The following is a 15734-nucleotide window of genomic DNA, read 5'->3' as shown; positions in this document are numbered from 1 at the left end:
GCCGACTTCGTCCGCCCCCGTTCAGGCGCTCATGTCGCCTCCGCGCACGAGCGCGGTCAGCGCCTTCACGATCTCCAGGATCGCCTCGACGCGCTGTCGGATGCAATCGCGCACGGCGCGATCCGGTTGCCACGAGATCCTGTTGAAGATCGCGTCGCGGGCGTTGACGTCCTTCTGGAGCGCCTGCGCCACCAGCGATCGCGCGAGGTCCTTGTCGCATTGCTCGGCTGCCTTGATGACGGTCTCCGTGTTCTCCTTCAACAGGAACACGTGGAGCCGCTCCGGAGCGTCGCACCTGCACGCACCACCGCCGCGTCGTCGGCGCTCTCCGTGATGCCCTCATGCTTGAGCTGGTGGCGTATGGCGTCGTTGTCGACGAGCGCAAAGACCTGCTGGCCCTTCGCGCTCAAACGGCGGATGTCTTTCCGGCAGCTCCGCAGCAGGTTCTGCACGCCCTTCATCGGCCGGCCGTCGAGCGTTCTCCGGAGCGCGAAGCGGTCTTCCCCGGCGTCGTCGGCCACGCACGCGACGACGAGGTTGTGCAGGCCGAACTCCTTCTCCGGGCCTCGCTGATCTTCGTACAGGATCACCGCGAGCGGGGTCACGCCCCCTCCCGCCGCGTCAGGACCGAGGCGGCGTGGCCGGCTCCCCGCACGTCGCCGAGCCCGCGGTAGTCCGTGAGCCAGTCCCGCAGCGCCTCGGGGTCGGGTCGCACCAGCCTCGTGGCGCGGCGCTCATCGAGCTCGCAGAGGACGACCGAGCGGGCCGGGTCGGAGAGGCCGTCGAGCAGCCGGTCGGAGTGCGTCGCGAGCAGCACCGGACGCTCCTTCGCCATGGCCTCGAAGAACCCGAGCACGCGCTGGAGCAGCTCGGGGTGCAGGTGGGTCTCGGGCTCGTCGAAGGCGATGAGGCGCTTCTTCGTGTTCAGCCGGTAGAGGGCCACGAACGCGAGGTACGCGAGCGTGCCGTCGGAGATCGCGAACGAAGGGATCTGCTCGTCGAGGCCGGCGTACTTGAGCCGCAGGGCGATCGAACCGCCGCCTGGATCGGCGCGCACGTTGACGGACTCGACATCGGGACCGAGGCCCAGACGGACGTAGTCCATCGTCTCGCGCCAGTGTGCCTCGGAGAGATCGTTCTTGAGCGCGCTCCATGCGTTCGGGAGGTTGGCCCCGAAACGCGAGAGCGCCTCCGCCGGCTCGATCGTCGCCGCGCCGCGCAAGGGCGAAGGCTGGCCGCGCGAGCGCTGCACCCAGCGCGCCGTGGTGTCGAAGGGAACGTGGACGTCGATCGCGCGGAGCACGGCGAGCGCTTCACGCACGAGCCAATGCGGTGGGAACTCGCCGAAGGAAGAGAGCGCAAGCCGCCTGGGATCGATGGGTCTTTCGATAGGTGGAGTTTCTGTCTCGTCGATCAGAAACCTGAAGGAGCTACTCCTGGAGAGCCCTCCCTCGCGCGAGATGATGCCGATACGTTGTTCGACGACAGCGCCGCTCTCATCGAGCTCACCGCGGACCCAATCAAGGCGCTCGCGCAGGATGGCTCCGGTCCTGTCGAGCGCGAACGAGTACTCGTACGTGGTGTAGGAGTCAGCGTCGGGCGCGAAGACCAGGCCGAGCTCCAGGTGCTCGGCGCCGACGCGGAGCAGGCCCCCGAGACCGCCGTGGATCTTGTTCAGATCCTCGAAGAAGCTCTCGCTGGCCGCGCGCTGTAGCAGCTCGCATGCCTCGATCAGGCTGCTCTTGCCGCTGCCGTTGTCCCCGATGAGGACGGTGAGACCGTCTAGCTGGAGCCGCACATCGGCGAGCGAGCGCAGCCCCCTTACGTGAATCTCCGTGATGCGGTTGTCTGGCATGACGATCGCTACCGACCCCCGCGGCGCGGTCCGCGGCGCCCTCGTAAGTACCCCAAGCGTGTTGGCACGGCGTACCTTTTGTCCTTGCCGGTCCGTCCGTCGGTGGCGCATGCGCAGCACCAGCGAAGGCCAGCGCGCTGCTTGCGGTCACCCGGCCGGCTCCACTGCCGATGACCTCGCGCGCGACCCATAGCCCTTCCGGCGAAGTCCTGGCCGGCCCCCGGCCTGATCCCCCGCCGCGCGCCGCCCGCCGCGCCGGCCTTCGTTTTTCCTTGGACGACCGCCCTCCCGGAAGGCTTTCATCCGGCCCATGGCGAGGCTCGTCGAGGCGCTGAACCGGTTCTTCGGGCGGGTCGAGATCCTCGCGCTCGGCCTCGAGAACGAGCGCAGCGCCGCCGAGGTCGCGCTCGCGAAGGGCATGCCCCTCGAGGCCCGCGAGCACGCCCGCACCATCCTGTCCGTGCTGCCCGACTCGGCCGTCGGGCTCGCGCTCTGGGCCGACGCCGCGGAGGACGCGTGGCTCGACCAGGAGGTCGTCGCCGCGCTCACGGATCTCGCGAAGCGCGTCCCCTGGCGCGCCGACGTGTGGCTCCGCCTCGGGCGCGCGGGGCAGCGCGTCGGCTGGGACGGCGCGCGCGACGCGATCGAGCGGGCCACGTCGGCGCCGGAGGAGCGCGACGCGGCGCGCCTCGCGCTGCTCGATCTCTCGGACCTCGACCTCGCCGCGGGCGACCCGGCCCGCGCGCAGCGCTGGCTCGACCGCATCCCGGCGCCGCTCACGACCGTGCCCGACCGCGACGTGGCCCTCCGCCGCGCGGAGTGCGCGCTCGCTTACGGCGATCTCGACGGCGCGCGCGCCGCCGCGGAGATCCTCGGCGAGCCCACCGCGATCGAGGGGCGCGCCGCCCTCGTGCTCGCCCGGCTCGCGCTGGCCGAGGCGAGCGCCGCGGCGGCCTCCTCCGCGGCGGGCTCCTCCGCGGCCCTGCCGCCCGCCGTGGTGGGGCGGGCGCTCGACCTCGGGCTGCGGGCGCTCGTGCTCGATGTCCCCGGCGCTGCGGAGCTCTGCGCCGCCCTGGTCGCCGCCTCCCGCGACGTGCTCGTCGTCGACCGCGTGCGCCGCGTCGTCCGCGCCGCCGGCGCGCTCGACGAGCCGACCTGGGCCGCCGCGTTCGCCTTCGCCGAGGGGCGGCGCGACGACGCGCGGCAGGCGCTCGCGCGCGGCCTCTCCGCGGGCGACCGCGCCGCCGCGGCGGCGCTGCTCCGCATGGCCGTCGAGACGCGCGACCTCGGCGCGCTCGACGCGCTCGCCGCGCGCGGCAAGGCCAAGGACGACGACGAGGAGCCGCGCGGAGCGGCCGCGCCCCCGCTCCCGCCCGACCTCGTCCGGCTCCGCGACGCCGCCGCGATGGCGTCCGCGGGGCAGGGGAGCGGCGCGCTCGACGCGCTCGACGCGGTGACCGGCGAGGGCGCGGCGTGGGCCGACGACATGCGCCGCGCGATCGCGCAGGCGTGGGTGCCCCCCGCGGACGGCCCCGCCGGGGCCCGCGCCGCCGCCGCGTGGAGCGACGTGCTGCGCGAGCTCGCGCGCACGGCCAAGCTCCTCGACCGGCTCGACCTGCTCGCGGCGATCGAGGCCCTCGCGGTGGAGCGGGAGCGGCCGCTCCGCGCGGCCGTGGTGGGCGAGTTCAACGCGGGCAAGAGCACGTTCCTGAACGCGCTGCTCGGCGAGGACGTGGCGCCGACCGGCGTCCTGCCGACGACCGCGACGCTCCACTGGGTCGCCTGGGCGCCCGATCCGTTCGCGCGCATCGTCGTGCGCGGCGGGCAGGACCGCGTCGTGCCGCACGCGGCGCTGAAGGACACGCTGCGCGCGCTCGCGGCGGCCGGGGACAAGGTCGCGCGGGTGTTCATCTACGCGCCCATCGAGCGGCTCAAGCGCGTCGAGATCCTCGACACGCCCGGCTTCAACGCGCCCGACCCCGATCACATCGCCGAGGCGCGGCGGGCGTTCGACGAGGCCCACGTCGCCATCTGGCTGCTCGACGCGCCCCAGGCGATGAAGGAGTCGGAGCGGCGGGTGCTCTCCGAGATCAGCGCGCTCGGGGTGCCCGTGCAGATCCTCGCGAACAAGGCCGACCGGCTCAAGCCGGACGCCCTGGAGACGGTGCTCGCGCACGTGCGCGACAGCCTCGCGGCGAGCGCCATCGCCTCGCTGACGCCGCCGATCGCGTTCTCTGCGCGGCTCTCGCTGAAGGGGCGCCTCGGCGACGAGGCGGCGCTCGCCGCGTCGGGGTGGGCCGAGGTCGAGGCGCTCTTCGCCGAGCAGATCGTCGACGCGAGCGACGCGCTCCGCGAGCGCGCGCTCCGCCGCAAGGCGGGCCGCATCGCGGCCGAGCTCGCCCAGACGGCGTCGGCGCGCGCGGCCGAGGACCGCGAGGCCGGGCGGAGGGCGCGCGCCGAGGCCGACCGGCTCCGCGCGAGCGCGGCGTACCTGCGCCGCGAGCGGCGCGCGCTCGCCGCGGCGATCGACAAGGCGCTCGAGCCGGCGCGCCGGGAGCTCGCGTCCGACCTGCGCCCGATCGCGGCGCTGCCCGAGGAGCGCAAGCGCACGGACGCGAGCGTCCGCGCCTACGTGCAGGAGCGGCTCGTGGCGCGGCTGAGCTGGCCGCTCTCCGCCGAGATCGCGAGGGCGGCGCGGGCCGGCGCGGAGCCGGCGGCGCGCGGCGTGCGCGGCGCGAGCGGCGCCGACGAAGGGGGCGCCGCGCCGTCGCCGCGGGCGGCGGCCCACGTGCGCGCCGTCCTGATGGGCATGGTGGCGGTGCACGACGCGCCCGACGAGCTCGCGGCGCGCCCGATCGAGGGCGTCGTCGAGGCCGCGATCGACGCGTTCGCGATGGCGCTGTCGGCGGAGGCGGAGGCGCCGGTCCCGCCGCCGGCGTCCGCGGCGGTCGAGCTGCGCGCGCAGGCGCTCCGGGCCGCCTTCGAGGCGCGCGTGACGCCGGCCAGCGCCTGAGGGGCGAGGCGCCCGCGGCTCGGGAAGAACGGCCGCCTTCGAGGCGCCCGTCAGCGCCGGGCGCGCGAGGCGTCAGCGGCTCAGGAAGAAGGCGAGCACCCCGAGCGCCAGCCCGATCACCAGCGCCAGCGGCACCACGAGCTTGACCATCCACAGGTCCGTCGGGCGCGCGGGCGGGCGGCGGTCGCGCCGGACCGGCGCCGGCGCGATCTCGATGACGCTCTCGGCCGAGGACCGCGAGGGCGGCCGCGGCGGCGCGGCGGCGGTCGCGCCGGCGCCTCGCGGCGCGTCCGGCCGGGGGGACGGCGCGCGGGCGCCCGCGGCGGGGAAGAGCGGCCCGAAGTCCTTGCGATCGTGGATCACGACGTCGCTCGCCGGCGGATCGCTCGTCGGCGCGACGAGCCGCCGCACCGCCGGGAGCGTGCGCGAGAAGTCGTCCGACGTCGGTCCAGCCGGCGCCTCGCGCGGGAGGGCGACGCCAGGGAGCGTCGCGGCGAGCGACAGGATCGCGCTCGACGGCGGCCCTTCCGTCAGCGGCGCCTCGCGGAACACGGATTTCGCCAGCGCCTCGCCCCGCTGCGCCGGCGGCGGCATGTCGCCCTCGCGCATCGGCGGCGCGGCCGTCATGGAGCTCCGGAGCGACGGCGGCATCGCCACCTCGAGGGTCGGAGCGTCCTCGGGCGCGCTCGTCCGGGCGGCTGGGAGCAGCGCGTCCGACAGGTGGGGGAGGAGCCGCTCGAGCTCGTCGCGCAGCTCGGCCGCGCTCTGCTGGCGCTGGTTGGGCCACTTCGCGAGCGCGGTGAGGATGATCGCCTCGAGGGCAGGGTGGATCTGCGGCAGGAACTGGCTCGGCGCGGGCGGCGGCTTCCGGAGGTGATCCATCGCCACCTCCCACGCGGCGGCCGTCGGCGGGAAGGGGAGCCGGCCCGTGACGAGCAGGAACAGGAGCACCCCGCACGCGTACACGTCGCTGCGCCCGTCGATGACGTCGCCGCGGCACTGCTCCGGGGACATGTACGCGGGCGTGCCGACGACCACGCCGACCGTGGTGACCGAGCCCCAGACGCTGATGGGCGCGCTGTTCGGCCCGTCGTCGCCGGACCGGCCGTTCCTCTCGACCATCTTCGCGATCCCGAAGTCGAGCACCTTCACGCGCTCGACCGCCGGATCCGCCGGATCCCGCACGACCATCACGTTCTCGGGCTTGAGATCGCGGTGCACGATGCCGCGCGCGTGGGCCGCGGCGAGGGCGTCGGTGATGCCGATCAGGAACCGCGCGGCGCGGGCCTCGGAGAAGCGGCGCTCGGCGAGCAGGACCTCGAACAGGTCCTGCCCGGCGACGAGCTCCATCACGATGTACGGCAGGTGCCCTTCCACGCCGGAGTCGAGGATCTGCACCGTGTTCGGGTGGTGGAGGCGCGACGCCGCCTTCGCCTCCCGGTAGAAGCGGGTGACGAACGTCTCGTCGCCGAGCAGCTGCGGGTGCATGATCTTGATGGCGACGTCGCGCGGCTCCGCGTCCTGCTCGCCGCGGTAGACCGCCGCCATCGCGCCCTCGCCGATGAACCCGGTGACGCGGAAGCGCCCTGCGATCGTCTTGCCGATGAGTTGCGGGCCGGCGCTCATGGGCGAGACTTCACCATAAAGTCCACGGAAAGAGCTACCACGGCCTTCGCGATCTACGGCTTCGCCGGCGCGGGGCGGGGCTCGCCCTTCGCCCCGAGGATCGCCTCCAGGACCGGCCGCGACCCCTGCACGGCGGTGCGCTGCGAGTAGAAATGGAGCCCGCGCAGGCCGCCGAGCTCCTCGCCGCCGCCGGCGCGGCCCGGGCCGCCGTGGATCGTCTGAGGGAGGACGGTGCCCGGGCCTGGCGCCTGATCGGCGATCTTCTCGCTGCCGAGCAGGACGCGGCCGTGGTACGGCGCGACGCCGAGCAGCACCTCCGCCGCGAAGGCGCGGTCGTCGCTGTAGACGGAGCAGACGAGGCTCCCGCGGCCCCGGCGCAGCAGCGCCACGGCGTGCGCCGCGCCGCCGTCGTACGGGAAGAGCGTGGCGACGGGGCCGAAGACCTCGTGCTCGTGCGCGGCGGGCGCGCCGTCGGGGTCGCTCGCGACGAGCAGCGTCGGCGGCACGAAGTACCCCTTGCCCGGGGGCACCCCGATCGCCTCGAAGGGCCCGGCGCCGCCGAGCGCCACCGCGGCATCCGCGGCCAGGCGCTCGATGCCCGCGCGCACGCCGCGGAGCTGATCGGCCGTGGTCAGCGGACCGACCGTGACGCCGTCCTGCGTGGGATCGCCGACCCGCGCGTCGCGGAGGCGGTCGACGAGGTCGTCGCGCACGGCGTCGACGACGGCCGCGGGCGCGAAGATGCGGCGGATCGCCGTGCACTTCTGGCCGGCCTTCTGGGTGATGTCGCGCGCGACGTCGCGCAGGAACATCGCGTACGTCTCGGAGCCGGGGGCGGCGTCGGGGCCGAGGACGGCGCCGTTCAGGCTGTCGGCCTCGACGTTCACGCGGACGCCCTCCCGCGCGAGGCCCGGCATGAGCCGGAGCGCGGCGCCGGTGGCGCTCGATCCGGTGAAGGCGAGGACGTCCTCGCCGCCGAGGTGCGCGAGGAGATCGCCCGGCGGGCCGGCGACGAAGGAGAGCGCGCCGCGCGGCAGCGGGGCGCGCTCGGTGAAGATCTTCATCAGCCGGAGCGCGACGAGCGCGGTGCTGGTCGCGGGCTTCGTGATGACGGGCATGCCCGCGAGGAGCGCGCAGGCGGCCTTCTCCGCGAGCCCCCACGCGGGGAAGTTGAAGGCGTTGATGTGCACCGCGACGCCGGGGCGCGGGACGAGGATGTGCTGGCCGAAGAAGCGCGGCGAGCGCCCGAGCTGCACGCCGTCGCCGTCCGTGAGCAGCCGCGCGTCGCCGAGCTGGGCGCCGAGGTCGGCGTAGTAGGCGAGCGTGCCGATCGCGCCGTCGACGTCGAACTTGGCGTCGCTGCGCGTGTTGCCGCCGTTGCGGATGGCGACGTCGATGAGCGCGTCGCGCTCGGCGTGCGCGGCGCGCGACATGGCGCGGAGCAGCTCGCCGCGCTCCGCGAACGTGAGCGCGCGGAGCGCGGGTCCGCCCTCGGCGCGCGCGAACACCGCCGCGGCCGCGAGGTCGAGGCCGTCCGTGCTCGTCTCGGCGAGCGGCTCCTCGGTCGCGGGGTTGACGAGCACGTGCTGCGCGCCCTGGCCGGCGCGCCACTGACCTTGGACGTAGCTCTCGAGCCGCTCCATCGGGCGCGTAGCCTACTCGCGCGGTCGCTCGGCACAACCCCCGCGCCGGGCGGCGCGCGGCGTTGCGGTCGCGCTCGGCGCGCGCCGGGTCGCGGCCGCGCGCGGCGTTGCGGTCGCGCTCGGTGCGCGCCGCGTTGCGGCCGCGCTCGGCGCGCGCACGTCCTGCGCGCACCTCATTTGCACGAGGCGGACGAGAGCAGCGCCGTGATCTTCGCCTTCACCACCTCGAACTCCTTCACCGCGAGATCGAGCTCGGCCTCGCGCTGCCTGCGGCCGGACTCGACCAGATCGAAGCTCGTCGCGGTGCCGGCCTCGAACGCGACCTGCGTGAGGCGCGCGGTCTCGCGCGCGAGGTCGCGCGACTGCTCGGCGACCGCGCGCGCCTGCTCGGCGACGGCGACGCCCCGGACCGCCTGCGTCGTCTCGAGCCCCGCGGTGCGCTCCACCGCCCCGAGGCGAACCCGCTGCTGCTCGACCACGGCCCGGTTGATCTCGAGATCGCCGTAGCGCGCCCCGCCGTCCCAGAGGGGGACGGTGAGCACGGCGCCGATGGACCACCCCCAGGACCGCGCCCGGCGGGTGGACTCGTCCCCGAGCGAGGTCTGAGCGCTCAGCGTGCTCGACAGATCGACGTACGGGGCGAACGCGAGCTTCGCGTCGGTGAGGTTGCGCTCCGCGATCTCGAGCTCGGCCCGGGCGGCGCGGACGTCGGCGCGCTGATCCGAGCGCGCCTCGGCGCACTGCGACTGCACCTCCGCCGCGATCGCGTTCAGCGAGAAGCCCTGCGGGACGCCGACCTCGCCGCGCTCGCCCAGCACGGCCCCGAGCGCCTCCCGCGCCTTGCGCAGCGCCTCGTCGCCGGACACGAGCGTCGCGCGGGCGAGCGCGACGTCCTGCTCCGCGCGGACGACATCGAGCTTCGTGCCGGTGCCGAGCCGCTCGCGCCGCCGGGTCAGCTCGAGCCGCTCGAGCGCGCTGCGCAGGCCGACCCGGTTGATCTCGCTGACCCGCTCGGCCGTGACGATCGAGACGACGGCGTCCGCCGCGGCGCCGACGGTGATGCGGCGTCGATCCTCCAGGCTCAGCCTGGCGACGTCCACCGAGCGCCTGGCGGTGCCGATGCCGTACCAGGCGCGCGGGGCGAGGATGGGCTGGCGGAGCGTGAGCGACGCCCTCAAGGTCGTCGGCGCATCCTCGACATCCTGGAACGCTCCCGTCGGCTCCCCAGGGGCGGGAGCGAGGCCCGGCGGGAGCCTCACGGCGCCGCCGCCCGCCAGCTCGTGATTCACCTCACCGCGCGCGTCGAGGCTCGGGAGCGCCGCGGCGAGCGCCCGCCGCGCGACCCCCTCGGCGCGGGCGACCTCCTGCACGGCGATGGCGAAGTCGACCGACCGCTGCTCGATCATCGCGCGCGCGTCGTTCCAGCTCGCCAGCGTGCGCGCCGGCGGGGGGAGCGGCGCGAGCGCCGGGTCGTTCACCTCGATGCGCTGCGGCATCGCCGCCGGCGCGGCGGCCGCCGTCGGGGGCGCCGTCGCTGCGGCTGCTGCGGGCGCCTGCTGGCCCGGTCGCGCCTGAGCCTGCTGGCCCGGTCGGCCCTGGGGAGGCGCCGGCTGCGCGAGGGCGACGCCTTGGCACAGGGCGAGGACGGCGAGGTGGCTGACAGCGACCATGCGGAGCCGGCGATGGAGCATGCGCGACTCGATGCGCCGGACAGGGCGCGACGACAAGCCCGAAGCGGGCAGGGGCGGGCTCCCGCCCTGTGCGCGTGTGCGAAACCGTGGGCGCGGCGAGCCCCCGCCGTGGGTCACGGTCGTGGCGACGAAACGCGGATGCGCCACTATTCTGGACCACCGATGCCAAGCCGGTTGCCCCCGATCGACATCTGCCTCGGCTGCGGTACGCGGCGGCGATGCGGCCCCGCGGACCCCTGCGCTCGTTGCGGCGAGCCGCCTCACCGCGCCGTGTGGCGGCGGTCCGAGCCGCGGGGCGCGTCGCCGAAGATCGAGCTGTTCCTCAGCGCGATCACGAGCGGGCTGCTGCTCGCGTACACGGCGCTCTACGGGTTGCTCCTCTCGGGCCTGGCCGGGGCCGCGGACGACTCCCTGCCGGCCGCGGCGCTGTTCGCGGCGAGCGTCCTGCTCGGCGCGAGGCTCGCGCGGTGGATCGTGCGGTCGCTGTTCGATCTCTGGGGCACGACGTGGGCCTACTGCACGGCCGACGGCGCCCGCCGGGGGACCGTGCGCACGCTCCTCGGGTGGTACGGCGCCGGCGAGGGCGTGAGCCTGACGGGGTTCCACCCGACGAGCGCGGGCTCGACGCTCTTCTGTTCCTCGGATGCGATCGAGGCGGGGCTCCCCGTCGTCGCCGCGAACCTCTCGCGCATCGCGGGGGCCAAGGGCGGCGACGCGTTCTCGCCGTTCGAGGTGCTGATGCTCAGCGCCTTCACCGGCCTCGTCGCGCGCGGCGAGGCGACCATCAGCAGGGCCACGGCGGTGCGCTGGCGGAAGGGCTGGCTCGGCGCCCCGCGGCGCGGCGCGCCCATGCCGATGTTCACGATCGAGCGCTGCGGCGATCGCGAGGAGGGCAGCGCGATCGAGCGCGAGATCCTGTCGGCGCTGCAAGCGAAGGCGGACGGCCTCGCGCTCCTCGCGGAGCCCACGCCGCCGGGGGGCTACCGCGACGCCGCGTGGCGGCCGCCGCCCGCGCGGCTCTGCATCGAGGAGGTGCTGTGCCCCCGCGCGCTCGCGCTGGCGGCGAGGGCGCTCCGGAAGGAGCCCCGCGGCGGCGCTCCGGTCGCGGTCGCCGCGGCGCTCGACGAGTTCGGCAAGCGCGACCCCGCCCGGATGAGCCACCTCCGCGTGCTGCTCGCGGAGCAGCACCGCCGCACGTTGTCAGCGTGATCGGCGCGTGAGCGGCGGCGCGGCGCTCAGTGCCAGACGCCGATGCCGGCGCTCACGCTGTCGTAGCGAGGCGCGAAATCCATGGACGCCTGCAGCGTCAAGGCGGTGTCGGGGACCAGGCCCCAGAAGGTCGTCGACAGCACGCGGACGTCCGCGCCGAACGTGAAGTGCTGCCGGCCGACACGCCCGCTCCCCAGGCGCCCGAAGCGGTTCGGCTCGTAGTAGCTGCCGAACCGCGTGTGCACGCGGCCCGGGATCGGCTCCGTCTCGATCCCGAACCGCGGCGAGAAGCTCACGTGCGCGCCCGAGGTGCCCACCGCCGACGGGCCGTGCTCGCTCCCGGGCTGCTTCTGCGCCAGGAAGCGCTCCAGGCTCACCCCGTTCGACACAGGGCCCGTGACGAGGAGCTCCGCCGTGATGAGCAGGTGCTCGCGCGGCCAGTTCCAGTAGCGGGCGCGCCGCTCCGCCTCGAGGACGGCCGGCCCCGCGGCGAGCTCGCGCTCGTCGGCGGCGCGCTCGCGCGCCCGTTCCATCGTGAAGACGCGCTCGCGCCGCGCGCGCTCCTCCGGGTCGTGGATGGCGCCGAGCTCGCGCTCCCTCCGCTCCTCCCGCGCGGCCTGCCTGCGCGCGACGGCCTCGCGGAGCTCCCGCTCCTGCACGTGCGGATCGATCCACGCCGGGTTGAGCGGGCGCGGTCCGACCTGCACGGCGAGCCCGACCTCGAGCTCCCAGGGGAGGACGACCTCGTTCGGCAGGATCAGCCCGCCGGCGCGGCGGACCTTCCCGTCCATCACCACGCCCTCGCCGAGCAAGCCGCCGCCGTTCACCGGGAAGCGGAACGTGGCGCCGAGGCGGTAGGAGGCCCAGTCGGGGCGCACGAGCACCCCGAGCTCCGGGGAGATGCCCGCGATCGTCAGGTCGGTCTGCTCGGCGCCGAGGTTGAGCGTCACCGCGCGCGCGCCGGCGCCCAGCACGAGCGCGTCGCCGAGGAGGCGGACGCCGCCGAGGAAATGGTACTTGCCGATCACGACCGTGGTCTCGGCGCCGGCCTCGTCCGTCAGGGAGTACCGCTGCAGCTCGGCGTTGACCCCGACGCCGAAGTCGCCCGCCTGGAGCTGGCCGCCGAGGGTCAGGTACACGAAATTCGAGTAATCGAGATCGATGTCGCCGCTGTTGTCGAAGTCGTTGTTCTCGAAGAGCTCGATGGGCAGCGAGATCGACGCGGCCACGTCCCACTCGAACCAGCGCATGCTGAACGGCTCGCGGAGCGCGGGCGCCGCGGCGTTGGCGACCATGCCGGCGATCCCCTCGGCGTAGCCGGCGTAAGCGCCGGCGATCCCGGTCACGCGCAGCGGCGCCAGGATGGGCCCCTGGAAGAGGTCGATGGTGTAGGCGTTGTCCTGGAGCGGCTGAGCCAGCGCGGCCCCGGGGAGGCCCAGGAGGAGGGCCAGCGCGGAGAGCGCCGCAGCGGATCGGCGGGCGATGATGCGGAGCGCCGCGGTCATGTCGGTCACCTCGCGCTGCTCCCGTCCAACAGCATCTCGTCGCGCCCGCGGCGAGGTGATAGCACTGGCCCGCAAGGAAGGGACCGCAGAAGCGGAGCCCGACCGGCGGCGGCCGCGCACCCCTGCCCGCCCGAGGAATCGCAGCTCTCATGCCCGCTCAAGCTCCCGCGCCCATCGCTCCCGCCCCGGCCGTGCCAGGGACCGAGGCGCGAGCGCGCCCTCCTGGAGCGCGGCGCCGCCCTGGCGGGCCCCGCGCCCGTGGCCGGCGCATCGCCCTGGTCGCGTACTACAGCTTCGCCGCGCTCATCATCACCTCGTGCACCCTCCAGCTGATCCGGCAGGTCTTCTTTCTGTCGGCCGCGCCGTCGCCCTACGCGAGCTGCGAGGAGGGCCTCCTGGCGCTCGTCCGGGCCGTCGAGCGCGCCCGGGAGGCCGCCCCAGGGACCGACGGGGAGGACGCCGCCCTCGCCCGGTTCAGGAGCACGCTCGCTCCGGCGTGGACTTACCGGGACGGAGTCGCCGCTTCGTGCCGGGGCTCTGAGGACAACGAGCGCGCTCTCGACGCCATCGAGCGGCTCCGCTATGCGGAGGAGCACGCAGCGCGGCGCGAGGCAGGCGATCTGGCTCCGCTGCGGCGGCGGGTCCGGGCGATCGTCGATGGCCAGCTTGGGCCCGCGTCCCCGAGATAATACCCCGACGCGGCGATCACGCAGGACGATATGACCGACATGACCGTTCCTTCTCCCCCTGCCGCAGTGGCGGGTGAAGCGCAGACCGGCGACAAGCCCCAGCCGCCGCCTACCTTCGATGTGCTGCCCCTGTCGTCCGAGCTGCGCGAGACCCTCGCGGAGATTGGCTACGTCCACCCGACGCCGGTGCAGCTCGCCGTCTGGGAGCCGGTGACGCGCGGGCGCGACGCCGTCGTGCAGGCGCGCACCGGCACCGGCAAGACGGCGGCGTTCGGGCTCCCGATCGTCGATCACGCCGTGAAGCGCTCGCTCGCTCAGGCGCAGGTGCTCGCGCTGTGCCCGACGCGGGAGCTCGCGCTCCAGGTCTCGGCGGAGGTCGAGCGCCTCGGCAAGCGCAAGGGCATCAAGGTGGTCGCCGTGTACGGCGGCGCGCCGATGCAGCGGCAGATCGACGCGCTCGCCGCGGGCGCGCAGGTCATCGTCGGCACGCCGGGCCGCGTGCTCGACCACCTGCGCCGCGGGACCATCGTCGCCAAGCACATCCGGCTGCTCGTGCTCGACGAGTGCGACGAGATGCTCTCGATGGGCTTCGAGCGCGAGCTCACCGCGATCCTCGCCGAGCTGCCGCCGGAGCGGCAGACGCTCCTGTTCTCGGCGACGCTCCCGCCCGACATCGAGCGCATCGCGCGCAGCAAGCTGCGGTCGCCCGAGTTCATCACCCTCTCGGGCGACGCCGTCGGCGCGCTCCAGATCCAGCACTACGTCTACCTGATCACGGGCGACAAGCTGACCTCCCTCGTCCGCATCATCGAGGTCGAGAACCCCGAGAACGCGGTCATCTTCTGCAACACCAAGGACGAGACCGAGGCGGTCGCCGGGGCGCTGAAGCGCCAGGGCTACGACGCCGACTGGCTGAACGGCGATCTGCCGCAGTCCGATCGCGAGAAGGTGATGAGCGCGACGCGAGAGGGGCGCCTGCGCTTCCTCGTCGCCACCGACGTGGCCGCGCGCGGCATCGACATCTCGCACCTCACGCACGTCATCAACTACGACTTCCCGCAGGACGCCGAGGCGTACGTGCACCGCACCGGCCGCACCGGCCGCGCGGGCCGCACCGGCACCGCGATCGCGCTGATCACGCCGCAGGACGTCGGGCCGCTCTACATCCTCCGGCTGACGTACAAGATCCGCCCGCTCGAGAAGCAGCTCCCCTCGGAGGGGGAGCTCAAGACGCGCGCCGAGGCCGATCTCGTCGCGATGCTCGCGGAGGCGTTCCTGTCGAAGGGCACGCACCGCGACGATCTCTCGCTCGCGCGCCGGCTGCTCACGCACGACCAGGCCGAGGCGATCGTGGCGGGCCTCCTGCGCGATCACCTCGGCGCGCGGCCGACGGCGCAAGAGGAGGCGAGCGCCGCGCGGCGCGCCCAGCAGCCGCAGCGCGCGGCGGCGCGCGACAGCGAGGGGCGCGGCACGGATCCGTCGACCAAGCCCGAGCCGGCGGCGCGCGGGCGGGCCGCGCGGGACGCGACTCCCCGCGCGGCCGACTCGGCCGAGCCGCGCTCGCCCGAGACAGAGCGCAGCGAGCTCGCGCGCGAGGGCGAGCGGGACCGGGGGCGGGAGCGCGATCGGCGATCGCTGCGCCTCCGCCGGGACGAGGGGCGGCGAGGCCCTCGCGGCGCGGACGCGCCCGGGGGGGAAGAGCCCCGCCGGCCCGAGGGGGCGCGGACGCGGGACGACGGCCCCGTCTCGGTCGAGCCGCTCACGCGGCCGGAGCCGCTGATGCGGATCGAGCCGCCGCGAGGCGAGGGCGGGTCGGGCCGCGGCCCGGAGCGCCTGCGCGAACGGCCCGCAGCGACGCTGCTGTCGGCGCGCCGCGGCGCTGGCGCTCCTGGCACCGCCGGCGCTCCTGGCACCGCCGGCGCTCCTGGCGCCGCTGGCGCCGCGCCGGGCAGGCCTCACGGCGGCACGGCGGGACAGCCGTTCTCGCGTCACGCCGACTTCACCATGTGGCAGCCGCCCGAAGAGGAGGGCGACGACGAGCCGATCCTCGGCGAGCCTCCGTCGCCGGCGCCCGGCTCGCCTGTGTCGCGCGGCGGCGATCGAGAGCGCGCGAGCGGCGCCGTGCCGTCGGCCCCCGGCGAGGCCGCGGTCGAGATCGAGAGCGGCGAGGCCGGCGAAGCGCCGCGCGCCGAGCCCGCGCGCGACGAGGCGGACGGAGAGTTCGTCGAGGTCTTCATCAACCTCGGCCGCCGCGACGGCGCGCGCGCGGCGGATTTCCAGCGCGCGCTCATCGAGCGGGGCGGGATGGCCAAGGGGGACATCCGGCGCATCCGGGTGCGCGAGCGCAACGCGTTCGTCAGCGTCCCGAAGGCCGAGCTCGCGCGGGTCGTGGCCACGCTGAACGGCGCGACGATCGCGGGCAAGGAGGCGCGCGCGGAGCAGGCTCGTGAGCGCACGTCAAGCGCCGAAGAGGTGGCGGAGGACGCCTGAGCGCGGGTCGCGC

At 75.0% G+C, this 15734-nt stretch carries 11 protein-coding genes; 4 read left to right on the top strand and 7 right to left on the bottom strand.

All coding sequences use genetic code 11. From position 1 onward, the window contains the following. Nucleotides 1-21 precede the first annotated feature (21 nt). From WMF29_RS19715 to WMF29_RS19705, 3 genes are read right to left on the bottom strand one after another with little or no spacing between them, the layout of a single operon-like run. Nucleotides 22-270: a hypothetical protein gene (locus WMF29_RS19715; RefSeq protein ID WP_437330320.1), complete on the bottom strand. Its 249-nt coding sequence runs from the start codon at nt 268-270 to the stop codon at nt 22-24. Further along, nucleotides 258-605, bottom strand: a complete 348-nt coding sequence (locus WMF29_RS19710; RefSeq protein WP_437330319.1) for a hypothetical protein — start codon at nt 603-605, stop codon at nt 258-260. The genes WMF29_RS19715 and WMF29_RS19710 overlap by 13 nt, the downstream gene beginning before the upstream one ends. Beyond that, nucleotides 602-1966, bottom strand: a complete 1365-nt coding sequence (locus tag WMF29_RS19705; protein ID WP_437330318.1) for an AAA family ATPase — start codon at nt 1964-1966, stop codon at nt 602-604. The genes WMF29_RS19710 and WMF29_RS19705 overlap by 4 nt, the downstream gene beginning before the upstream one ends. Before the next feature lie 199 nt (nt 1967-2165). Here WMF29_RS19705 and WMF29_RS19700 point away from each other — a divergent pair, with 199 nt between their 5' ends. Beyond that, nucleotides 2166-4868 carry a dynamin family protein gene (locus WMF29_RS19700; RefSeq protein WP_437330317.1) on the top strand — a complete coding sequence of 901 codons (2703 nt, stop codon included), beginning with the start codon at nt 2166-2168 and terminating at the stop codon, nt 4866-4868. 72 nt (nt 4869-4940) lie between these two features. On the opposite strand, the gene WMF29_RS19695 is transcribed toward WMF29_RS19700, so the two are convergent. The 3 genes from WMF29_RS19695 to WMF29_RS19685 all read right to left on the bottom strand — a co-directional run bounded on the left by WMF29_RS19695 (nt 4941) and on the right by WMF29_RS19685 (nt 9828). Then, complete coding sequence (locus WMF29_RS19695; RefSeq protein ID WP_437330316.1) at nt 4941-6494, bottom strand: protein kinase domain-containing protein; 1554 nt, start codon at nt 6492-6494, stop codon at nt 4941-4943. A 53-nt stretch (nt 6495-6547) separates the two neighbouring features. Then, nucleotides 6548-8137, bottom strand: a complete 1590-nt coding sequence (locus WMF29_RS19690; protein WP_437330315.1) for a 3,4-dehydroadipyl-CoA semialdehyde dehydrogenase — start codon at nt 8135-8137, stop codon at nt 6548-6550. A gap of 173 nt (nt 8138-8310) precedes the next feature. Further along, entirely contained in the window at nt 8311-9828 is a 1518-nt protein-coding gene (locus tag WMF29_RS19685) for a TolC family protein (RefSeq protein WP_437330314.1), read from the bottom strand. 162 nt (nt 9829-9990) lie between these two features. Here WMF29_RS19685 and WMF29_RS19680 point away from each other — a divergent pair, with 162 nt between their 5' ends. Continuing rightward, on the top strand, nt 9991-11037 hold the full coding sequence (locus WMF29_RS19680; RefSeq protein ID WP_437330313.1) for a hypothetical protein: 1047 nt from the start codon (nt 9991-9993) through the stop codon (nt 11035-11037). Nucleotides 11038-11063: 26 nt separating this feature from the next. Here WMF29_RS19680 and WMF29_RS19675 read toward each other — a convergent pair whose 3' ends face one another. Then, nucleotides 11064-12542, bottom strand: a complete 1479-nt coding sequence (locus WMF29_RS19675; RefSeq protein ID WP_437331143.1) for a hypothetical protein — start codon at nt 12540-12542, stop codon at nt 11064-11066. Between the two features lie 149 nt (nt 12543-12691). On the opposite strand from WMF29_RS19675, the gene WMF29_RS19670 reads away from it, so the two are divergent. Both WMF29_RS19670 and WMF29_RS19665 read left to right on the top strand, forming a co-directional pair. Beyond that, nucleotides 12692-13231 carry a hypothetical protein gene (locus WMF29_RS19670; protein WP_437330312.1) on the top strand — a complete coding sequence of 180 codons (540 nt, stop codon included), beginning with the start codon at nt 12692-12694 and terminating at the stop codon, nt 13229-13231. Nucleotides 13232-13270: 39 nt separating this feature from the next. Then, on the top strand, nt 13271-15721 hold the full coding sequence (locus tag WMF29_RS19665) for a DEAD/DEAH box helicase (protein ID WP_437330311.1): 2451 nt from the start codon (nt 13271-13273) through the stop codon (nt 15719-15721). Nucleotides 15722-15734: the final 13 nt, after the last annotated feature.

Origin of the sequence: Sorangium sp. So ce381 (genome assembly GCF_051473845.1) — a bacterium.
Lineage (GTDB): Bacteria > Myxococcota_A > Polyangia > Polyangiales > Polyangiaceae > Sorangium > Sorangium atrum.
This window is presented reverse-complemented; position numbering and strand designations above follow the sequence as displayed.

What these genes read in the sequence shown, in the direction of transcription:
- WMF29_RS19685 (WP_437330314.1), bottom strand. Translation starts at nt 9,828, where the DNA reads ATGCTCCATCGCCGGCTCCGCATGGTCGCTGTCAGCCACCTCGCCGTC.
- WMF29_RS19680 (WP_437330313.1), top strand. Translation starts at nt 9,991, where the DNA reads ATGCCAAGCCGGTTGCCCCCGATCGACATCTGCCTCGGCTGCGGTACG.
- WMF29_RS19690 (WP_437330315.1), bottom strand. Translation starts at nt 8,137, where the DNA reads ATGGAGCGGCTCGAGAGCTACGTCCAAGGTCAGTGGCGCGCCGGCCAG.
- WMF29_RS19670 (WP_437330312.1), top strand. Translation starts at nt 12,692, where the DNA reads ATGCCCGCTCAAGCTCCCGCGCCCATCGCTCCCGCCCCGGCCGTGCCA.
- WMF29_RS19675 (WP_437331143.1), bottom strand. Translation starts at nt 12,542, where the DNA reads ATGACCGCGGCGCTCCGCATCATCGCCCGCCGATCCGCTGCGGCGCTC.
- WMF29_RS19665 (WP_437330311.1), top strand. Translation starts at nt 13,271, where the DNA reads ATGACCGTTCCTTCTCCCCCTGCCGCAGTGGCGGGTGAAGCGCAGACC.
- WMF29_RS19705 (WP_437330318.1), bottom strand. Translation starts at nt 1,966, where the DNA reads ATGCGCCACCGACGGACGGACCGGCAAGGACAAAAGGTACGCCGTGCC.
- WMF29_RS19695 (WP_437330316.1), bottom strand. Translation starts at nt 6,494, where the DNA reads ATGAGCGCCGGCCCGCAACTCATCGGCAAGACGATCGCAGGGCGCTTC.
- WMF29_RS19700 (WP_437330317.1), top strand. Translation starts at nt 2,166, where the DNA reads ATGGCGAGGCTCGTCGAGGCGCTGAACCGGTTCTTCGGGCGGGTCGAG.